The organism is Streptomyces sp. NPDC034103, assembly GCF_055575395.1.
Window position 1 is genome coordinate 178,945 of the sequence record NZ_JBVISS010000013.1, and the last position, 14,765, is coordinate 193,709.

General features: G+C 72.8%; 11 protein-coding genes and 5 tRNA genes. 6 read left to right on the forward strand and 10 right to left on the reverse strand.

Annotation, left to right across the window (positions count from 1 at the left end):
- Positions 1–110 precede the first annotated feature (110 nt).
- From ACZ56U_RS28835 to ACZ56U_RS28855, 5 genes are all read left to right on the forward strand, one after another.
- Positions 111–183 (forward strand) — tRNA-Gly (locus ACZ56U_RS28835).
- A gap of 38 nt (positions 184–221) precedes the next feature.
- Positions 222–295: transfer RNA gene (locus ACZ56U_RS28840), tRNA-Cys, on the forward strand.
- 1 nt (position 296) lies between these two features.
- Positions 297–368 (forward strand) — tRNA-Val (locus ACZ56U_RS28845).
- A gap of 34 nt (positions 369–402) precedes the next feature.
- A tRNA-Val gene (locus ACZ56U_RS28850) sits at positions 403–474 on the forward strand.
- 29 nt (positions 475–503) lie between these two features.
- A tRNA-Val gene (locus tag ACZ56U_RS28855) sits at positions 504–575 on the forward strand.
- Between the two features lie 53 nt (positions 576–628).
- On the opposite strand, the gene ACZ56U_RS28860 is transcribed toward ACZ56U_RS28855, so the two are convergent.
- The 4 genes from ACZ56U_RS28860 to ACZ56U_RS28875 all read right to left on the reverse strand — a co-directional run bounded on the left by ACZ56U_RS28860 (position 629) and on the right by ACZ56U_RS28875 (position 3,157).
- On the reverse strand, positions 629–928 hold the full coding sequence (locus tag ACZ56U_RS28860) for a TFIIB-type zinc ribbon-containing protein (protein ID WP_469086886.1): 300 nt from the start codon (positions 926–928) through the stop codon (positions 629–631).
- Positions 929–1,008: 80 nt separating this feature from the next.
- The gene (locus tag ACZ56U_RS28865) at positions 1,009–1,953 is read right to left on the reverse strand and encodes a phosphotransferase family protein (protein WP_469086887.1); all 945 of its coding nucleotides are present in this window, start codon (positions 1,951–1,953) and stop codon (positions 1,009–1,011) included.
- Positions 1,954–2,493: 540 nt separating this feature from the next.
- Positions 2,494–2,682, reverse strand: a complete 189-nt coding sequence (locus ACZ56U_RS28870; protein WP_469086888.1) for a hypothetical protein — start codon at positions 2,680–2,682, stop codon at positions 2,494–2,496.
- 199 nt (positions 2,683–2,881) lie between these two features.
- Positions 2,882–3,157 carry a hypothetical protein gene (locus ACZ56U_RS28875; RefSeq protein WP_469086889.1) on the reverse strand — a complete coding sequence of 92 codons (276 nt, stop codon included), beginning with the start codon at positions 3,155–3,157 and terminating at the stop codon, positions 2,882–2,884.
- A gap of 196 nt (positions 3,158–3,353) precedes the next feature.
- On the opposite strand from ACZ56U_RS28875, the gene ACZ56U_RS28880 reads away from it, so the two are divergent.
- Positions 3,354–4,745, forward strand: coding sequence for a serine/threonine-protein kinase (locus ACZ56U_RS28880; RefSeq protein WP_469086988.1), 1,392 nt, complete (start codon positions 3,354–3,356; stop codon positions 4,743–4,745).
- 66 nt (positions 4,746–4,811) lie between these two features.
- Here the strand turns inward: ACZ56U_RS28880 and ACZ56U_RS28885 are convergent, their stop codons facing one another.
- The 6 genes from ACZ56U_RS28885 to ACZ56U_RS28910 form a co-directional block, all read right to left on the reverse strand.
- Positions 4,812–5,630 (reverse strand): TrmH family RNA methyltransferase, encoded by an 819-nt coding sequence (locus tag ACZ56U_RS28885; protein ID WP_469086890.1) that lies wholly within the window; start codon positions 5,628–5,630, stop codon positions 4,812–4,814.
- Between the two features lie 64 nt (positions 5,631–5,694).
- Positions 5,695–6,927: a uroporphyrinogen-III C-methyltransferase gene (cobA, locus tag ACZ56U_RS28890; protein ID WP_469086891.1), complete on the reverse strand. Its 1,233-nt coding sequence runs from the start codon at positions 6,925–6,927 to the stop codon at positions 5,695–5,697.
- 145 nt (positions 6,928–7,072) lie between these two features.
- Positions 7,073–11,404, reverse strand: coding sequence for a nicotinate-nucleotide--dimethylbenzimidazole phosphoribosyltransferase (cobT, locus tag ACZ56U_RS28895; RefSeq protein ID WP_469086892.1), 4,332 nt, complete (start codon positions 11,402–11,404; stop codon positions 7,073–7,075).
- Positions 11,405–11,779: 375 nt separating this feature from the next.
- On the reverse strand, positions 11,780–12,991 hold the full coding sequence (gene cbiE / locus ACZ56U_RS28900; RefSeq protein ID WP_469086893.1) for a precorrin-6y C5,15-methyltransferase (decarboxylating) subunit CbiE: 1,212 nt from the start codon (positions 12,989–12,991) through the stop codon (positions 11,780–11,782).
- 104 nt (positions 12,992–13,095) lie between these two features.
- Positions 13,096–13,734 (reverse strand): GNAT family N-acetyltransferase, encoded by a 639-nt coding sequence (locus ACZ56U_RS28905; RefSeq protein ID WP_469086894.1) that lies wholly within the window; start codon positions 13,732–13,734, stop codon positions 13,096–13,098.
- Between the two features lie 129 nt (positions 13,735–13,863).
- On the reverse strand, positions 13,864–14,697 hold the full coding sequence (locus ACZ56U_RS28910; protein ID WP_469086895.1) for a MetQ/NlpA family ABC transporter substrate-binding protein: 834 nt from the start codon (positions 14,695–14,697) through the stop codon (positions 13,864–13,866).
- Positions 14,698–14,765 lie beyond the last annotated feature (68 nt).

Genomic DNA, 14,765 nt, shown 5'->3' on the forward strand with positions numbered 1-14,765 from the left:
GCCGGCGTTCGTGCGGCGCAGCACGCTGCACAAACGCGTTTTTGTACTGGCCCGGGAATCCGCTAGAGTTCAACACGTCGCCGGGACGCGCAAGCGGATCGGAAAGACAGGCGAACGTAGCTCAGTTGGTAGAGCGCAACCTTGCCAAGGTTGAGGTCGCGAGTTCGAACCTCGTCGTTCGCTCGAAAGAGCAAGGGGATCTTCCCGACCCCCGCACTCCTGGTGGAGTGGCCGAGAGGCGAGGCAACGGCCTGCAAAGCCGTCTACACGGGTTCAAATCCCGTCTCCACCTCCAAGGACGATTAGCTCAGCGGGAGAGCGCTTCCCTGACACGGAAGAGGTCACTGGTTCAATCCCAGTATCGTCCACTGGATCTTCGACGGATCGTCGACGGTCTGACCCGCGCGATTAGCTCAGCGGGAGAGCGCTTCCCTGACACGGAAGAGGTCACTGGTTCAATCCCAGTATCGCGCACGCAGCCCCTCTCACGGGGTGGCTGACCTGGACGATTAGCTCAGCGGGAGAGCGCTTCCCTGACACGGAAGAGGTCACTGGTTCAATCCCAGTATCGTCCACGCACCGAAGCCCCCGGCCCTGCGGCCGGGGGCTTCTTCGTGTCTGCCGGCTGTCAGCTGGAGAACAGCATGTGCCCGAAGCTCTTGTGCCGCTTGTGGCCGTAGTGGCCACCGTGACCGCCGTGCTGCGGGGCGCCCCAGGCGGGGGCCATGGGGGCCGCGGGTGCCGCCGGGTAGGCCTGCGGGGCGGCCGGGGGCGGCGGGCCGGGCTGGGTCCACTGGGACTCCAGACGGGTCAGCGCCTCCAGCTCGCCGTAGTCGAGAAAGATCCCGCGGCAACCGCTGCACTGCTCGATCTGAACACCGTTGCGGTTGTACGTGTGCATGGGCGCGTGACACTTCGGACACTGCATCGTCGGCTCAACTCCTCGCCGGTTGGTCCTGCTTCGCGTTACGCCAGGACAGACACTGTCCGGCTCCGGTCGGTTGCACCCTACTTCGCGTTGGTCCGGGGCAACTCGGGCGGGGCCGAACCCATTCGGGCACAGGCGTCGACAAGGAGCTGTTCGACCTCGTCCAGGGAGCGGTTCGCCGCGGCGGCCTTGGTCAGGGCGCGGGCCGCGGTCTGCACGGTGAGGGCGCGGGCCGGGACGTCCAGGGCGGGCCAGGGGTCGCCGTCCGCGGGGACGGCCGGGCCGCCGGCCGCGCGGTAGGCGTCGAGGAAGCGGGTCCAGTCGTCGGGGTGGAGCAGGCCGCAGGCGTACCAGGCGGCGGGGCGGGCGAGGTCCCAGGCGGGCACGCCGTGCCCCAGGTCGTCCACGTCGATCAGGCGCCAGGGGCCGTCCGGGGCGGGGTGGCGGACCAGCTGGCCGAGGTGCAGGTCGCCGTGGCAGAGGGTGGTGGTGTCCGGCATGGGGGCCTCGGCGCGGGCCCAGGCGGGGAGGGCGGACCAGGCGTCGAGGACGGGTCGTACGAGGGGTTCGGGGGCCTTGGGTGTGGTGCGGAGGCGGGCGATGGACTGGGCCGCCTTGGCGGGGCCGCGCATGGGGGGTGTGCCGGGTGGGGTGGGGGCGCGGTGGAGGTGGGCGAGGAGGGTTGCGGCTTCTTCCCAGGGGGCCTTGTCCGGGGCGTCCGGGTCCACGGGCGTGCCGTAGGGCCAGAACGTGACCAGGCGGCCGTGCAGGATGACCGGCGTCGGGGTGAGTGGGGGGAGGAGGACGTCGGGCAGGGTGGTCGCCGTGGTGAGGCGGGAGGACAGCTCGGTGGGGGGTGTGTCCGGGGCGTGGGCCTTGGCGACGGTGTCGGCGTGGCGGACGACGGTGGCGTCGGGGCGGTCGGCGAGGACGCTTGTCGCTCCGCAGGGGCACGCGGTGGTGTGGGAGTGGGCCCTGGCCTTGACTCGGGCGGTGAGCTCGGAGAGCAAGGGGGTGGTGGTCACGGGGCTCCCTGGGCGGTGGTGCGCTGTCTGGTCGTGAGGGTACGGGGAGGCGCGGCCGTCAGGTGCTCGGTGTTGTGGCTGGGCTCGGGCTGATTTCGCCCCCGCCGCCCCTACCCGTCCCATCCTCCAGGGGCGCCGCGCCTTCGGCCCCGGCCCCCCGGGGGCTCCGCCCCCAGACCCCCGTCGGCCCCGAAAGGGCCTCGTCCTCAAGCGCCGGACGGGCTGGAACAGCGGGACCCGCATCGAGAGGCGGAGCCCCTCCGGGTGGGTGGGGGCTCCGGACGGCAAACCCTCGCCCTCGAACGCCGGACCGGCAGAAACAGCGGGACCCGCGTCGAGAGGCAGAGCCCCCTCCAGGCGGGTGAGGGCTCGGGACGGCAAGCTCTCGCCCTCGAACGCCGGACGGGTGCGGACACGGCAATGCCGGCGCAGCTCCCCAGCTGCACCGGCATCTGTGCCGTCCGCCGCACCCCCGTCCCCACGGGGTTTCATGGGTGGATGTCCCCGCCCGGACCGCTCTTCCGGGCCTGGGGTCGCCGCTCAGCGCCCCAGCATCACGCCCACGGACGACGCTTGTGTGGCCACTGTCTCCCAGCCGTCGAAGACGAGGAGGAGCAGGGCCGCCAGAGGGAGGGCCATGAGTGTCGCCACCAAGGGGTGGCGCCGGCCCTGACGGCGGGGCTTGCGCTCCTGGGCGCGGATCAGCGTCCGCGGTGCCGTGTGGGCCATGGTCCCTCTCCTGACCGTTCTCCGTTGTCGTTGGCAAGCGGCGGGTGTCTGACCTCGGGGGACGAGTGCTGCACCCGCCGCTTGACCTCAAATCTAGGCGCCCGGGGTCTGCCGGACGTCATGCCCTCGTACCGATTGGCGGGCCTCCCGGAGGATGAGCCGTGACCTGCGGCCTACTCCCCTGGGTGGAGACGAGGGCCTAGGTCTTGGGGTCTTCCCGGAGGGGCTGCCCGGACTGTCCCGCTTTCTCCGAGGCGTCCTCGCGCGGCACCGGCTGCTCGACCAGTGCCAGGACCCGGTTGGCCATGAAGCGGGCCGTACGGACCACCGTGCCGCTCCGGGTGACTTCGCTCACTTCCACGACACCTCGGCGTACCGCCGTCTCCACTCGGCGGCCCGCCCTGCTCGCCACCACCTCGTACGTGCGCGTCGTGTCACCTGCGTCCACGACTATCTCCACGCGATCACCCTTCACGGGTTCAATCCCCCTTCTGTGACGGGTGGTTGGGATCACAGCTGCGGCGAAGCCGCCCTGCTCGCAAGCTCCCTGACCACCCCTCAATTCTCCCACCCGGCACTGACAATCCGTCGGGACGAGAGGGCGCGGCCTCTGCGCGCGGGCGGCCGTGGAAACGTAAGCTGTGGCTCGTCAGACGGACCGGGCAGCGGGGATGAACATGGCGATGATGCGCCTGAGGCGCGAGGACCCGCGCGTCGTCGGCTCGTTCAGGCTTCACAGACGGCTCGGCGCGGGCGGGATGGGCGTCGTCTACCTGGGCTCCGACAAGAAGGGGCAGCGGGTCGCGCTCAAGGTGATCCGGCCCGATCTGGCGGAGGACCAGGAGTTCCGTTCGCGGTTCGCGCGTGAGGTCTCGGCGGCCCGGCGGATCAGGGGCGGTTGTACGGCGCGGCTGGTCGCGGCCGACCTGGACGCCGAGCGTCCGTGGTTCGCCACGCAGTACGTGCCCGGGCCCTCCCTGCACGACAAGGTCGCCGACGAGGGCTGCCTGGGCGCGGCCGAGGTCGCCGCCATCGGGGCCGCCCTGTCGGAGGGGCTCGTCGCGGTGCACGAGGCGGGGGTCGTGCACCGGGATCTCAAGCCGTCCAACATCCTGCTGTCCCCCAAGGGGCCGCGGATCATCGACTTCGGCATCGCCTGGGCGACCGGCGCCTCCACCCTCACCCATGTGGGGACGGCCGTCGGCTCGCCCGGCTTCCTCGCGCCCGAGCAGGTGCGCGGCGCCGCCGTCACCCCGGCCACGGACGTGTTCTCGCTGGGGGCCACCCTGGCGTACGCCTCCACGGGCGACTCCCCCTTCGGGCACGGCAGTTCCGAGGTGATGCTGTACCGCGTGGTGCACGAGGAGGCGCAGCTCAACGGGGTGCCGGACGCGCTGGCTCCGCTGGTGCGTGCCTGTCTCGCCAAGGACCCCGAGGAGCGGCCCAGCACGCTCCAACTGTCGCTGCGGCTCAAGGAGATCGCCGCGCGCGAGGCGCAGGGGATGGCGGACGTACGGCCGCCCGCGCCGCGTGCGGGTGACGGTGACCGGCCCAGTGGGCGGCTCGCCGAGAGCTATCCGGAGCAGCAGCGTGCGCAGCGGCGTCCGCAGGGCCAGGCGCCGGGGCCCACCCAGCGCACTCCCCCGCCCCGGGGTTCCGCTCCGCGCGGGTCCTCGCAGTCGTCGCGGAACGGGTCCGCTTCCCGGGGTGGCACCGGGGCCTCCCGGAACGGGGCGCGGCCCACGCCCGCCTCGCGCAACTCCACGCGTTCCGGGAACCGTCCCGCGCCGCGCAGCGGGGCCGGCAGGCCGGGGCCGCGGACCACGGGGACGGGGCGTCGGCCCGCCAATCCGCGGCTGCTGAGGCAGCGGCTGTTCGTGTTCGTGGTGGTGACGCTGCTGGTGGCGCTGGGTATCGCCGCGGCCCAGGGGTGCCAGGGGCCGGCCCGGGGGCTCGAGGACGATCGTGAGGTCGTCCGGCATCAGCGGGTGCATGTGACGCCCGCGGACGACGGGCCGCTGATGAAGCAGCGGTTCGAGGCGACGTTCGACTCGGCCCGCTGAGGGCTCGGAGCGTCGGCAGAACGCTGTCGAAGAACTCCACGCCGCCCTCGAAGATCGGGGCGAGGGCTAGAGCGCGGGGCGGCCGGTGGCGACCGCGTAGAAGGCGACCGCGGCGGCCGCGCCCACGTTGAGGGAGTCGACGCCGTGGGCCATCGGGATGCGGACCCATTCGTCGGCGGCGACCAGGGCCTGGGTGGAGAGGCCGTCGCCCTCCGCGCCGAGCATCAGCGCGACCCGGTCCATCTTGTGCGGGGCGGCCTCGTCGAGGGTCCTGGCCTTCTCGTCCGGGGTGAGGGCGAGCAGGGTGAAGCCGGCCTCGCGGACCGAGTCCAGGCTCTTGGGCCAGGTGTCGAGGCGGGCGTAGGGGACGGAGAAGACCGCGCCCATGGAGACCTTGACGCTGCGGCGGTACAGCGGGTCGGCGCAGTCCGGGGAGAGCAGGACCGCGTCCATGCCGAGCGCCGCCGCCGAGCGGAAGATCGCGCCGATGTTGGTGTGGTCGTTGACCGACTCCATGACGACCACCCGGCGGGCGGTCTGGAGGAGGTCGGTGGCGGTCGGGAGCGGCTTGCGCTGCATGGAGGCGAGCGCGCCGCGGTGGACGTGGTAGCCCGTCACCCGTTCGGCGAGGTCAGGGCTGACGGCGTAGACCGGGGCCGGGAGTTCGTCGATGACGTCGCGCATGACGTCGACCCACTTCGCCGACAGCAGCATCGACCGCATCTCGTAGCCGGCGTCCTTGGCCCGCCGGATGACCTTCTCCCCCTCCGCGATGAACAGGCCCTCGGCGGGTTCTCGTCTGCGGCGCAGTTCGACGTCGGTCAGGCCTGTGTAGTCGCGCAGGCGCGGGTCGTCGGGATCCTCGACGGTGATGAGATCGGCCACAGGGTGATACTGCCTTGCTCTGGGTGCGGTGCCAACGGCTGGGGACGACTTGGGTTACCCGGGGTTACTCCCCGGTCTTCGTGCCCGCGTTCACGACCTCGCCGATGACGATGACGGCCGGCGGCCTGACCTCCTCGGCGACGACCGTCTCGGCGACCGTGGCGAGGGTGGCGTCCACGCGGCGCTGGGCGGCCGTGGTGCCCTCCTGGACGAGCGCGACCGGGGTGTTCGGGGACTTGCCGTGCGCGACGAGGGTCTCGGCGATCTTGCCGATCTTGTCGACGCCCATGAGGACGACCAGGGTGCCGGTCAGCTTCGCGAGCGAGGGCCAGTCGACGAGGGAACGCTCGTCGTCCGGGGCGACATGGCCGCTGACCACCGTGAACTCGTGGGCGACACCGCGGTGGGTGACCGGGATGCCGGCCGCGCCCGGGACCGAGATCGAACTGGAGATGCCCGGGACCACGGTGCACGGGATGCCGGCCTCGGCGAGGGCGTGCAGCTCCTCCATGCCCCGGCCGAAGACATAGGGGTCGCCGCCCTTGAGGCGTACGACCGACTTGCCCTGCTTGGCGTGCTCGATGAGCGCGTTGTTGATGGCCTCCTGGGCCATGAACCGGCCGTACGGGATCTTCGCCGCGTCGATCACCTCGACGTGCGGCGGGAGTTCGGCAAGCAGGTCGCGCGGGCCGAGGCGGTCCGCGATGACGACATCGGCCTCGGCGAGCAGGCGGCGGCCGCGGACCGTGATGAGGTCCGGGTCACCGGGGCCGCCACCGACGAGGGCGACGCCCGCGGTGCGGGTGCGGTGGTGGGGCGCGACCAGGGTGCCGTCACGCAGGCCCTCGACGACCGCGTCGCGGATGGCGGCGGTGTGGCGGGGGTCGCGGCCCTTGGCGTCCGTGGTGAGGACGGCGACCGTGACGCCCTCGCTGTGGCCGGTGGCCGGGGTCCAGGCGGTCGCCTGGTCGGCGTCGTCGGAGCGGACGCACCAGACGCGGTGCGCCTCGGCCTCCGCGGAGGCCGCCTGGTTCGCGTCGGTGTCGCTGGTGGCGATGAGGGCGTACCAGGCGTCGGCGAGGTCGCCCTCGGCGTACGGCCGCCTCTCCCAGGTGATCTCCCCCGCGTCCGCCATCGCCTCGACCGAGGGTGTCGCCTCGGGGGACACGAGGAGGACGTCCGCGCCCGCGGCGATCAGTGCCGGGAGGCGGCGCTGGGCGACCTGGCCGCCGCCGAGGACGACGACCTTGCGGCCGGTGAGGCGGAGACCTACGGGGTAGGCGGGGTTTTGGGCCATGAGGGTGCGGCTCCTCGAACAGGCGATGCGATGGGCGCTACGGCTCTGGAGCTGCCCTGACGTGCGGATCTTAAGCTGCGGATTCAGCGTACGGCGGGGGTGGGGTCGGCGCGACGGACGCCCTCCCCACCCCCGTACCGGCCGTCTACTTCTCGGTGACGCCCGCCGAGTCGAACGTCGCGACCTCGTGCATCGCCCGTGCGGTGCTCTGCACCAGCGGCAGGGCGAGCAGGGCGCCGGTGCCCTCGCCCAGGCGGAGGTCGAGGTCGACCAGGGGGCGCAGGCCGAGCTTGTTCAGGGCGGCCACATGACCGGGCTCGGCGCTGCGGTGACCCGCGATGCAGGCCGCGAGGACCTCGGGCGCGATGGCACGGGCGACCAGGGCCGCGGCGCCGGCGCTGACGCCGTCGAGGATCACCGGGGTGCGCAGCGAGGCGCCACCCAGCAGGAGGCCGACCATGGCGGCGTGTTCGAAGCCGCCGATCGCGGCGAGCACGCCGATGGGGTCGGCCGGGTCCGGCTGGTGGACCTCCAGGGCACGGCGGACGACCTCGGTCTTGCGGGCGAGGGTCTCGTCGTTGATGCCCGTGCCGCGGCCGGTGACCTCGGCGGGGTCGGTGTCCGTGAAGACGGAGATGAGCGCGGCCGACGCCGTCGTGTTGGCGATGCCCATCTCGCCCGTCAGCAGGGCCTTGTTGCCGGCCGCCACCAGGTCGCGGGCGGTCTCGATGCCGACCTCGATGGCCTGCTTGGCCTCCTCGCGGGTCATCGCGGGGCCGGTGGTCATGTCGGAGGTGCCCGCGCGGACCTTGCGGGGCAGCAGGCCGGGGGTGGCGGGGAGGTCCGCCGCGACGCCGACGTCCACCACGCACACCTCGGCGCCCACCTGGCCGGCGAAGGCGTTGCAGACCGCGCCGCCGCCGAGGAAGTTGGCGACCATCTGGGCCGTCACCTCCTGCGGCCAGGGGGTGACGCCCTGGGCGTGGACGCCGTGGTCACCGGCGAAGATCGCGACGGCCGCGGGCTCCGGGATGGGCGGCGGGCACTGCCGGGACAGCCCCGAGAGCTGGGCGGAGATGATCTCCAGCATGCCGAGCGCGCCGGCCGGCTTGGTCATCCGCTTCTGCCGCTCCCAGGCCTCGCCGAGCGCCTTGGCGTCCAGTGGGCGGATCTGGGAGACGGTCTCGGCGAGCAGGTCGTGCGGCTCCTCACCGGGCAGGGCGCGACGGCCGTACGTCTCCTCGTGCACGACCCACGACAGCGGGCGACGCTTGGACCAGCCCGCCTGCATCAGCTCGGGCTCGTCCGGGAACTCGTCGACGTACCCGACGCACAGGTAGGCGATGACTTCGAGGTGCTCGGGCAGGCCGAGCGCGCGGACCATCTCGCGCTCGTCGAAGAAGCTGACCCAGCCGACGCCTAGGCCTTCGGCACGGGCGGCGAGCCAGAGGTTCTCGACGGCGAGCGCGGCGGAGTAGGGGGCCATCTGCGGCTGGGTGTGCCGGCCGAGGGTGTGGCGGCCGCCGCGGGTGGGGTCGGCGGTGACGACGATGTTCACCGGGGTCTCGAGGATGGCCTCGATCTTCAGTTCCTTGAACTGCTTGGCCCGGCCCTTGGGCAGCGACCTGGCGTACGCCTCCCGCTGACGCTGGGCCAGGTCCTGCATCGCGGCGCGCGTCTCGGCGGAGCGGATGACGACGAAGTCCCAGGGCTGCGAGTGGCCGACGGAGGGCGCGGTGTGGGCGGCCTCCAGGACCCGGAGCAGCACCTCGTGCGGGATGGGGTCGCTGCGGAAGCCGTTGCGGATGTCGCGGCGTTCGCGCATGACCTTGAGGACGGCCTCGCGCTCGGCGTCGTCGTAGGCGGGCGCGGCCGGGCCGTTGGAGGGGCGTGCTTCTTCCACGGCGGCCGTGCTCTCTTCCTGATCGGCGTCCCGGGTGTCGAGGTCGTCGGCGTGCTGGACGAGCTCGGGGTCACCGTCACGCGGTGCGGGGACGCCGGGCTGCTCCTCCGCCGGGAGGACCAGCGCCTGCGGCGGGGTCGGCGCGAGATGCGGGGTCGTCGGGACCGAGCCATCGACCGGGACGAACTGCCCCACCGGCTGCGGGACTTCCGCGACGGGCCGGCCGTGGTCCTGGTCCTGGCCCTGCTCCTGGTCCACGAACAGGACCTGGGGGCCTGCCGGTTGGCTGAGGAGCGAGGGTGCGGGAGCGGGGGCCGGGGTGGCGTGGGGGGCGTCTGCGGCCGCGTCGATGAGGGCCGACGGCTCGGCCTGCGCCTCGGCGTCCGCGGGAGCGCCGTCCTGCGGTTCGGCCTGCTCCGCGACGGCGGCGGGCGGCTCCGGCTGCGCCACGGCGGCCACGCTGTCCGCGGGGTGCGGCGGCTGCTCCGCGTCGGTGGACTCGGGGGACGGCACTTCGGGGATCTCCGGGGCGGGGGTGGTGGCTTCGGGCACGCCCGGGGGCGGCTGGACGGCATCGGGGGCGGGCGCGAGCACGGCCTCGGGGGCGGGAGCGGGCTCGGGTACGGCTTCGGGGACCTGCGCGGGCTCGGCCAGCAGGGCCGTGGGGGCCATGGGTGCGGCCGCCGTCTCCGCCGCGGCGTCCAGGGGTACCGCCTGCGGGGCGAGCTGCGGGGCGGACTGCGGGTCGAGGGACTCCGGCGCCGGTACGGGTACGGGCTGGGGCTCGGCGACTTCGGCCGCGGCGGTCTCCGGTGCCGGGGTGGGGTGGGGCTCGGCGGTCTCGGGCGTCTCGGCACCGAGGTACGCCTCAGGGGTGGGGACGGGCACGGCGGGCGAGGGCTGCTCGGCGCCGGGTACCGGAACGGCCTCCGGGAGCGGGGGCTGCTCGCCGGGCACCGATACGGCGTCCGGAGACTGAGGTGCGTCGGCCGCGTGCATGGTGACGGGGACTTCGGTGCCATCCGCTACCGCCACGGGGTCGGGGACCTCGGCGGCGACGGGCACTTCGGCGACAGCCGGGTCCACGGCATCGGGTACGGCGGGGTCGACGGCTACCGGCATCGGGGCGGCCTCGACACCCTCCACTGCACTCGGCACCGCAGCGGCAGGATCCAGGGCACCGGGCGCCGCAGCGGCAACCGCGGGATCCACGGCGACCGGCATCGGGGCGGCCTCGGCACCACCCGGCAGGGCGTCCGGCGTCTGGAGGTGCTCGACACCATCCACGACACCCGGCACCAGGTCACCCTCGGCACCCGGCATGGCATCCGGCGTCTGCACGTACTCGACACCGTCCACAGCACCCGGCATCGGGGCGGCCTCGGCATCCGGCGTCTGGACGTGCTCGACACCATCCACAGCACCCGGCATCGGGGCAGCCTCGGCACCCGGCAGTGCACCCGGCGTCTGGACGTGCCCGACACCATCCACGGCACCCGGCACCCCGTCACCCTCGGCACCCGGCACCTGCCCAGCCTCCGGAACGGCCGTGCCCGCGGCGTCCTCGCCCGCGTCACCGGCCGCCTCGGGCCCTGCCGCCTGGTCGGCGATGTCGATCGGCTCCGCCTCGCCCGGCACTCCGGTCCCAGGGAGCTCCCCGCCTTCCGGAGCGGGTACGGCGGTCGCGCCCTCGTGAGTCACCGGCGCGGGCTCGGCGCCCTCCGGAACCCCCGCGGCAGCCTCTGTCGGGAGCGGCTCGGCGTCGGCCACGTGCGCGGCGACAGGGGTGTCCACGGTCTCCGCCGCGACCGGGGTGGTCGCCTGCGGGTCTTCCGCGCTCGCGGCAAGGTCACCGGCCTGCGCGATGCCTTCGACAGCCGCCTCGGGCCCGGCGCTCTCGTCGGGCAGCGACGCGTGACCGTCCGCAGTCGCCGCGGTCTGCTCGGCGTACCTGGCCTCCTGGGGCGCGAGGCGGTCGATGGCGGCCTGGGCCGCGCCCATCGGCCCGGAGTCTTGCTCCGGCACCGGGACAACCGTTTCGGCAGGCGGGGCCATGGTCCCTGCCGGGGCCGGGGCGCCCCAGGGGGCGGCGCCCTGTGGGGCCATCTCGCGCAGGGGCTGCTGGACGTCGAGGTACTCGGCGGTGGACGGGACCGGCTGGCGGGCCGGTGCGCCCGCGGGGCCGCGGTCGGCGAGGGAGCGGACGGGGCTGGCGGAGGCGTCGGGGATGGGCGGACCGAGGTGCAGGGGCCGCCGCGGGGTGATGGGCGGGATCGGCAGCGTCGGCGCCGGCCCGGGTGTGCGTACGGCACTGAGGTCGTGCGCGCCGCTGTCGCGGCCGGCCGTCTCGTGCGGTCCCGGTTCGTGCACGGTCTCCACGACCGGCTCGGGCGCAGGCGGGGCGACCTCGTTGCCCCACGCGCCCTGGGCGCCCGGCAGCAGCAACAGGTCTTCGTCCTCGGCGGTGGTCTCGGAGAGGTAGGTGTACGCACCGTGCGCGGCAACGCCCGGCTGCTCCACCATGCCTGCGTTCTCCGGCAGTCCCTCGCCCGGGACCTGGCCGGTGTCGGTCATGCGTACCCCTCGCCCATCGGTTAGTGCCTCTACGACCAGCTCACCGGGAACGGCGCACCGACCGCCCCGCAGTGAAGAACGAGCGTGCGTGCCCAGCGGCACGAACGGCCCGCCGAGAAAGACGACAAAGCCATTAACTGGCATTGTCCCGGCCGTTCCCCCGTCGCGACAGGTTGATCCGCGACAGCCCGCTGTGGACTGCGCCACGTTGCGCGTCCCCCGGCTCTGCCGTACCACACCCACCCCAAAACGGGCGGGTTTTCCGGACATTGACGAACGAAAGACCGGACCACCCGGAGCGGTACAAGCGGTACAACAGTCGGCCAGCCTACCGCGCGCGGTACGACAACAGGATCACCGGGACGGTGGCCGAGGTCAGCTCGTGCGGTCCGGGAGGACCCCGCTGAGCAGGAACGCGACGCTCCGCTCCGTCTCCGTCCAGGCCCGCGTGTCGAGTTCGACGGACTGGATGAGGGCGCACTCCACGCGGTAGCCGTGCTCGGTCAGGTCCCGGCCGACGAGTTCGGCCTCGTCACGGGTCATGGCGTGGGCGACGATGCGCTGCGGGCGGCGGTCGGCGACCGCGGAGACGACGGCGGCTCCCCCGCCGCCGACACGGACGACGTCCGGCTCGGGGAGGTTCTCCAGAACGTGCGGGGCGGTACCGCGCACGATCTGGAGCTGGACGCCGAGACGGCGGGCGGCGGCGTCGGTGCGGCCGCAGGCGATGAGGTCCCGGTCGACGGCGAGGACGGCGGCACCCGCCCGGGCGGCCTCCACGGCGAAGGCTCCGCCGCCGCAGCCGATGTCCCACACCAGGTCCCCGACCCGGGGCCCGAGACGGGCGAGTTGGGCCGCGCGGAGCAGCTCGGACTCGCCCTCGCCGAGCGGACCGTCGTAGGCCTCGGCGGGCAGGGTCCAGCCGCGGGGCCCGGCCGCCGGTTCGCGGCCGGAGATCCAGCCGCCGTCGCCCGTGGGTCCGACGGGGCCGCCGATGACGATGACGACGTTCGGGTCGCGCCAGCTGTGGTCGGCGGCCTTGTCGGAGGTGAGGATCGTGACCTGTTCGCGCTCGGTGCCGAGTTCCTCGCAGATGACGAAGGTGCGGTGGACACCTTCGAGGAGCAGACCGAGTTCGGCGGGGCCCGCGCCGGGTGAGGTGAGGACGGCGACCTTGGTGTGGGCGCGGCACACGTTCACCGCGCGGCGCAGGGTGCGCCGGTGGGCGACGACCACCTGGGCGTCGTCCCAGGGCATGCCGGCGCGGGCGAAGGCGGCGGCGACCGAGGAGACGGCGGGGACGACCTCGACCTCCAGGCCGAAGTCGGGGGCGCGCAGGGTCCGTACGACTCCGAAGAACCCGGGGTCGCCGTCGGCGAGGACGACCGCGGTGCCGCGGTGGCCCGCGATCCGGCGGGCGGCCAGCGAGACGCTGCCGAGGCGGACGCGTTCGGCGGCGGGGGGCACCTCGGGCAGTGCCAGGTGGTGGGCGGCGCCCGCCACCAGCGTGGCGGCGCCGAGCGCGGCGCGTGCCGCGTCGGTCAGCGGCGAGCCGTCCCAGCCGATCACCGTGACCCGGTCGGCCATCTTCGTCAGTCTCCAGAGGATTCGCGCAGGTCGTCAGGGGCGGGCTCCGTGAGCGTACCTGGTCGACCCCGCGAACACGGCAGCGGCCTCGTGAGCCCTCCGGTTCAGTTCCAGTCGCCGTAGGACGTGAACCCGTCGGAGTCGCTCAGCTGCTCCCCGGCGCTCTCCACGTCCTCCGGCAGCAGGCTCCAGACGATGAAGTCGGTGCGGACGTCGACCCAGGTGCCGTCGTCGGTGCGGAGCCGCGCTATGCAGGCGTTGCGCAGGACGCCCTCGCTGATACAGCCGATCTTCTGGGCGACCTGCTGGGAGGCGGTGTTGTCGGCCGCCGTGCGCAGCTCCACGCGCTCGAACTTCTGGTCGGTGAACAACCATTGGGCGGTGGCGAGCGCGGCCTCGGAGGCGTAGCCCTCGCCGCGGGCCCAGGGGGCGATGATGTACGACAGCTCGGTGGAGCGGATGTGCCAGTCGGTCCTGGTGAGTTGGACGACGCCCACCAGGCGCTGGGTGAGGAACTCGGTGACGGCGAGGTCGAGTCCGCGGCCGGTCTCGCGTTCGGCGGACGCGTGGGCGCTGATCCAACTGCGGGCGGCGTCCCGGGTGAAGGGGTGCGGGACGTCCGTCCAGGCCACGATCTGCTCGTCGTTCATCATCTCGGTCAGCGCGGGGAGGTCGTCCTCGTCGAGGGGGCGCAGCACCAACCGCTCCGTGCTGATGGAGATGTTGGGGAAGGTGCTTGCCATGCGCCGCTCCGTAACCTTCGGAAACCTTCACGTCGTGCTGAACTGCCCAGCATGCAGCATGAAAGCACTCAACTGCACTACAGGGCCCACCCGGGGTGAGCGAGTGGACCCTGTGCGTGGCGATACGGGTCAGAACGAGGCGATGACGGAGCCGGCGTACTTGTCCTCGATGAACTTCTTGACCTCGGCGGAGGTGAGGAGCTTCGCGAGCTTCTTCACCCGCGGGTCGTCCTCGTCGCCGTCCTTGACCGCGAGGAAGTTGCCGTACGGGTTGTCCTTCGCGGACTCCAGTACGAGCGCGTCGTCGGCGGGCTTCAGGTCGGCCTCGATGGCGTAGTTGCCGTTGATGACCGCGGCGTCGACGTCGTCCAGGGAGCGCGGGGTCTGGGCCGCCTCCAGCTCCTTGAACTGGAGCTTCCTGGGGTTCTTGGTGATGTCGGCCGGGGTCGCCTCGTTGCCCACGCCGTCCTTGAGCGTGATGATCCCGTTGGCGTCGAGCAGCTTGAGGGCACGGGCCTCGTTGACGCTGTCGTTGGGGACGGCGATGGTCGCACCGCTCTTGAGCGCGTCGGCGCTCTTCACCTTGTTCGAGTAGAGGCCGAGCGGCTCCAGATGGACCGTCACGACGGGCACGATGTGGGTGCCGTTCTTCTTGTTGAAGTCGTCGAGGTACGGCTGGTTCTGGAAGTAGTTGGCGTCCACCGAGCCGTCCTCGGTCGCCGTGTTCGGCGTGACGTAGTCCGTGAACTCCTTGACCTCCAGGTCGAGTCCCGCCTTCTTCGCCAGGTTGTCCTTGACGTAGGTGAGGATCTCGGCGTGCGGGACGGGGCTCGCGGCGACGACCAGCGGCCCGCTGGTGTCGGCGGAGGCGCTGCCGGATTCCTCGGAACCGCAGGCGGTGAGGCCGAAGGTGAGGGCGCCGGCGGCGAGGACGGCAGTGGTGAGCTTTGCGGTGTTACGCACGAAAAGTGCCTTTCCTTTTGGGTACAGCGGCCCCGTGAACGGGTGCACGGGGAGTTTTTCGGGGTGGG

What these genes read in the sequence shown, in the direction of transcription:
- ACZ56U_RS28860 (WP_469086886.1), bottom strand. Translation starts at nt 928, where the DNA reads ATGCAGTGTCCGAAGTGTCACGCGCCCATGCACACGTACAACCGCAAC.
- ACZ56U_RS28870 (WP_469086888.1), bottom strand. Translation starts at nt 2,682, where the DNA reads ATGGCCCACACGGCACCGCGGACGCTGATCCGCGCCCAGGAGCGCAAG.
- ACZ56U_RS28880 (WP_469086988.1), top strand. Translation starts at nt 3,354, where the DNA reads ATGAACATGGCGATGATGCGCCTGAGGCGCGAGGACCCGCGCGTCGTC.
- cobA (WP_469086891.1), bottom strand. Translation starts at nt 6,927, where the DNA reads ATGGCCCAAAACCCCGCCTACCCCGTAGGTCTCCGCCTCACCGGCCGC.
- cobT (WP_469086892.1), bottom strand. Translation starts at nt 11,404, where the DNA reads ATGACCGACACCGGCCAGGTCCCGGGCGAGGGACTGCCGGAGAACGCA.
- cbiE (WP_469086893.1), bottom strand. Translation starts at nt 12,991, where the DNA reads ATGGCCGACCGGGTCACGGTGATCGGCTGGGACGGCTCGCCGCTGACC.
- ACZ56U_RS28905 (WP_469086894.1), bottom strand. Translation starts at nt 13,734, where the DNA reads ATGGCAAGCACCTTCCCCAACATCTCCATCAGCACGGAGCGGTTGGTG.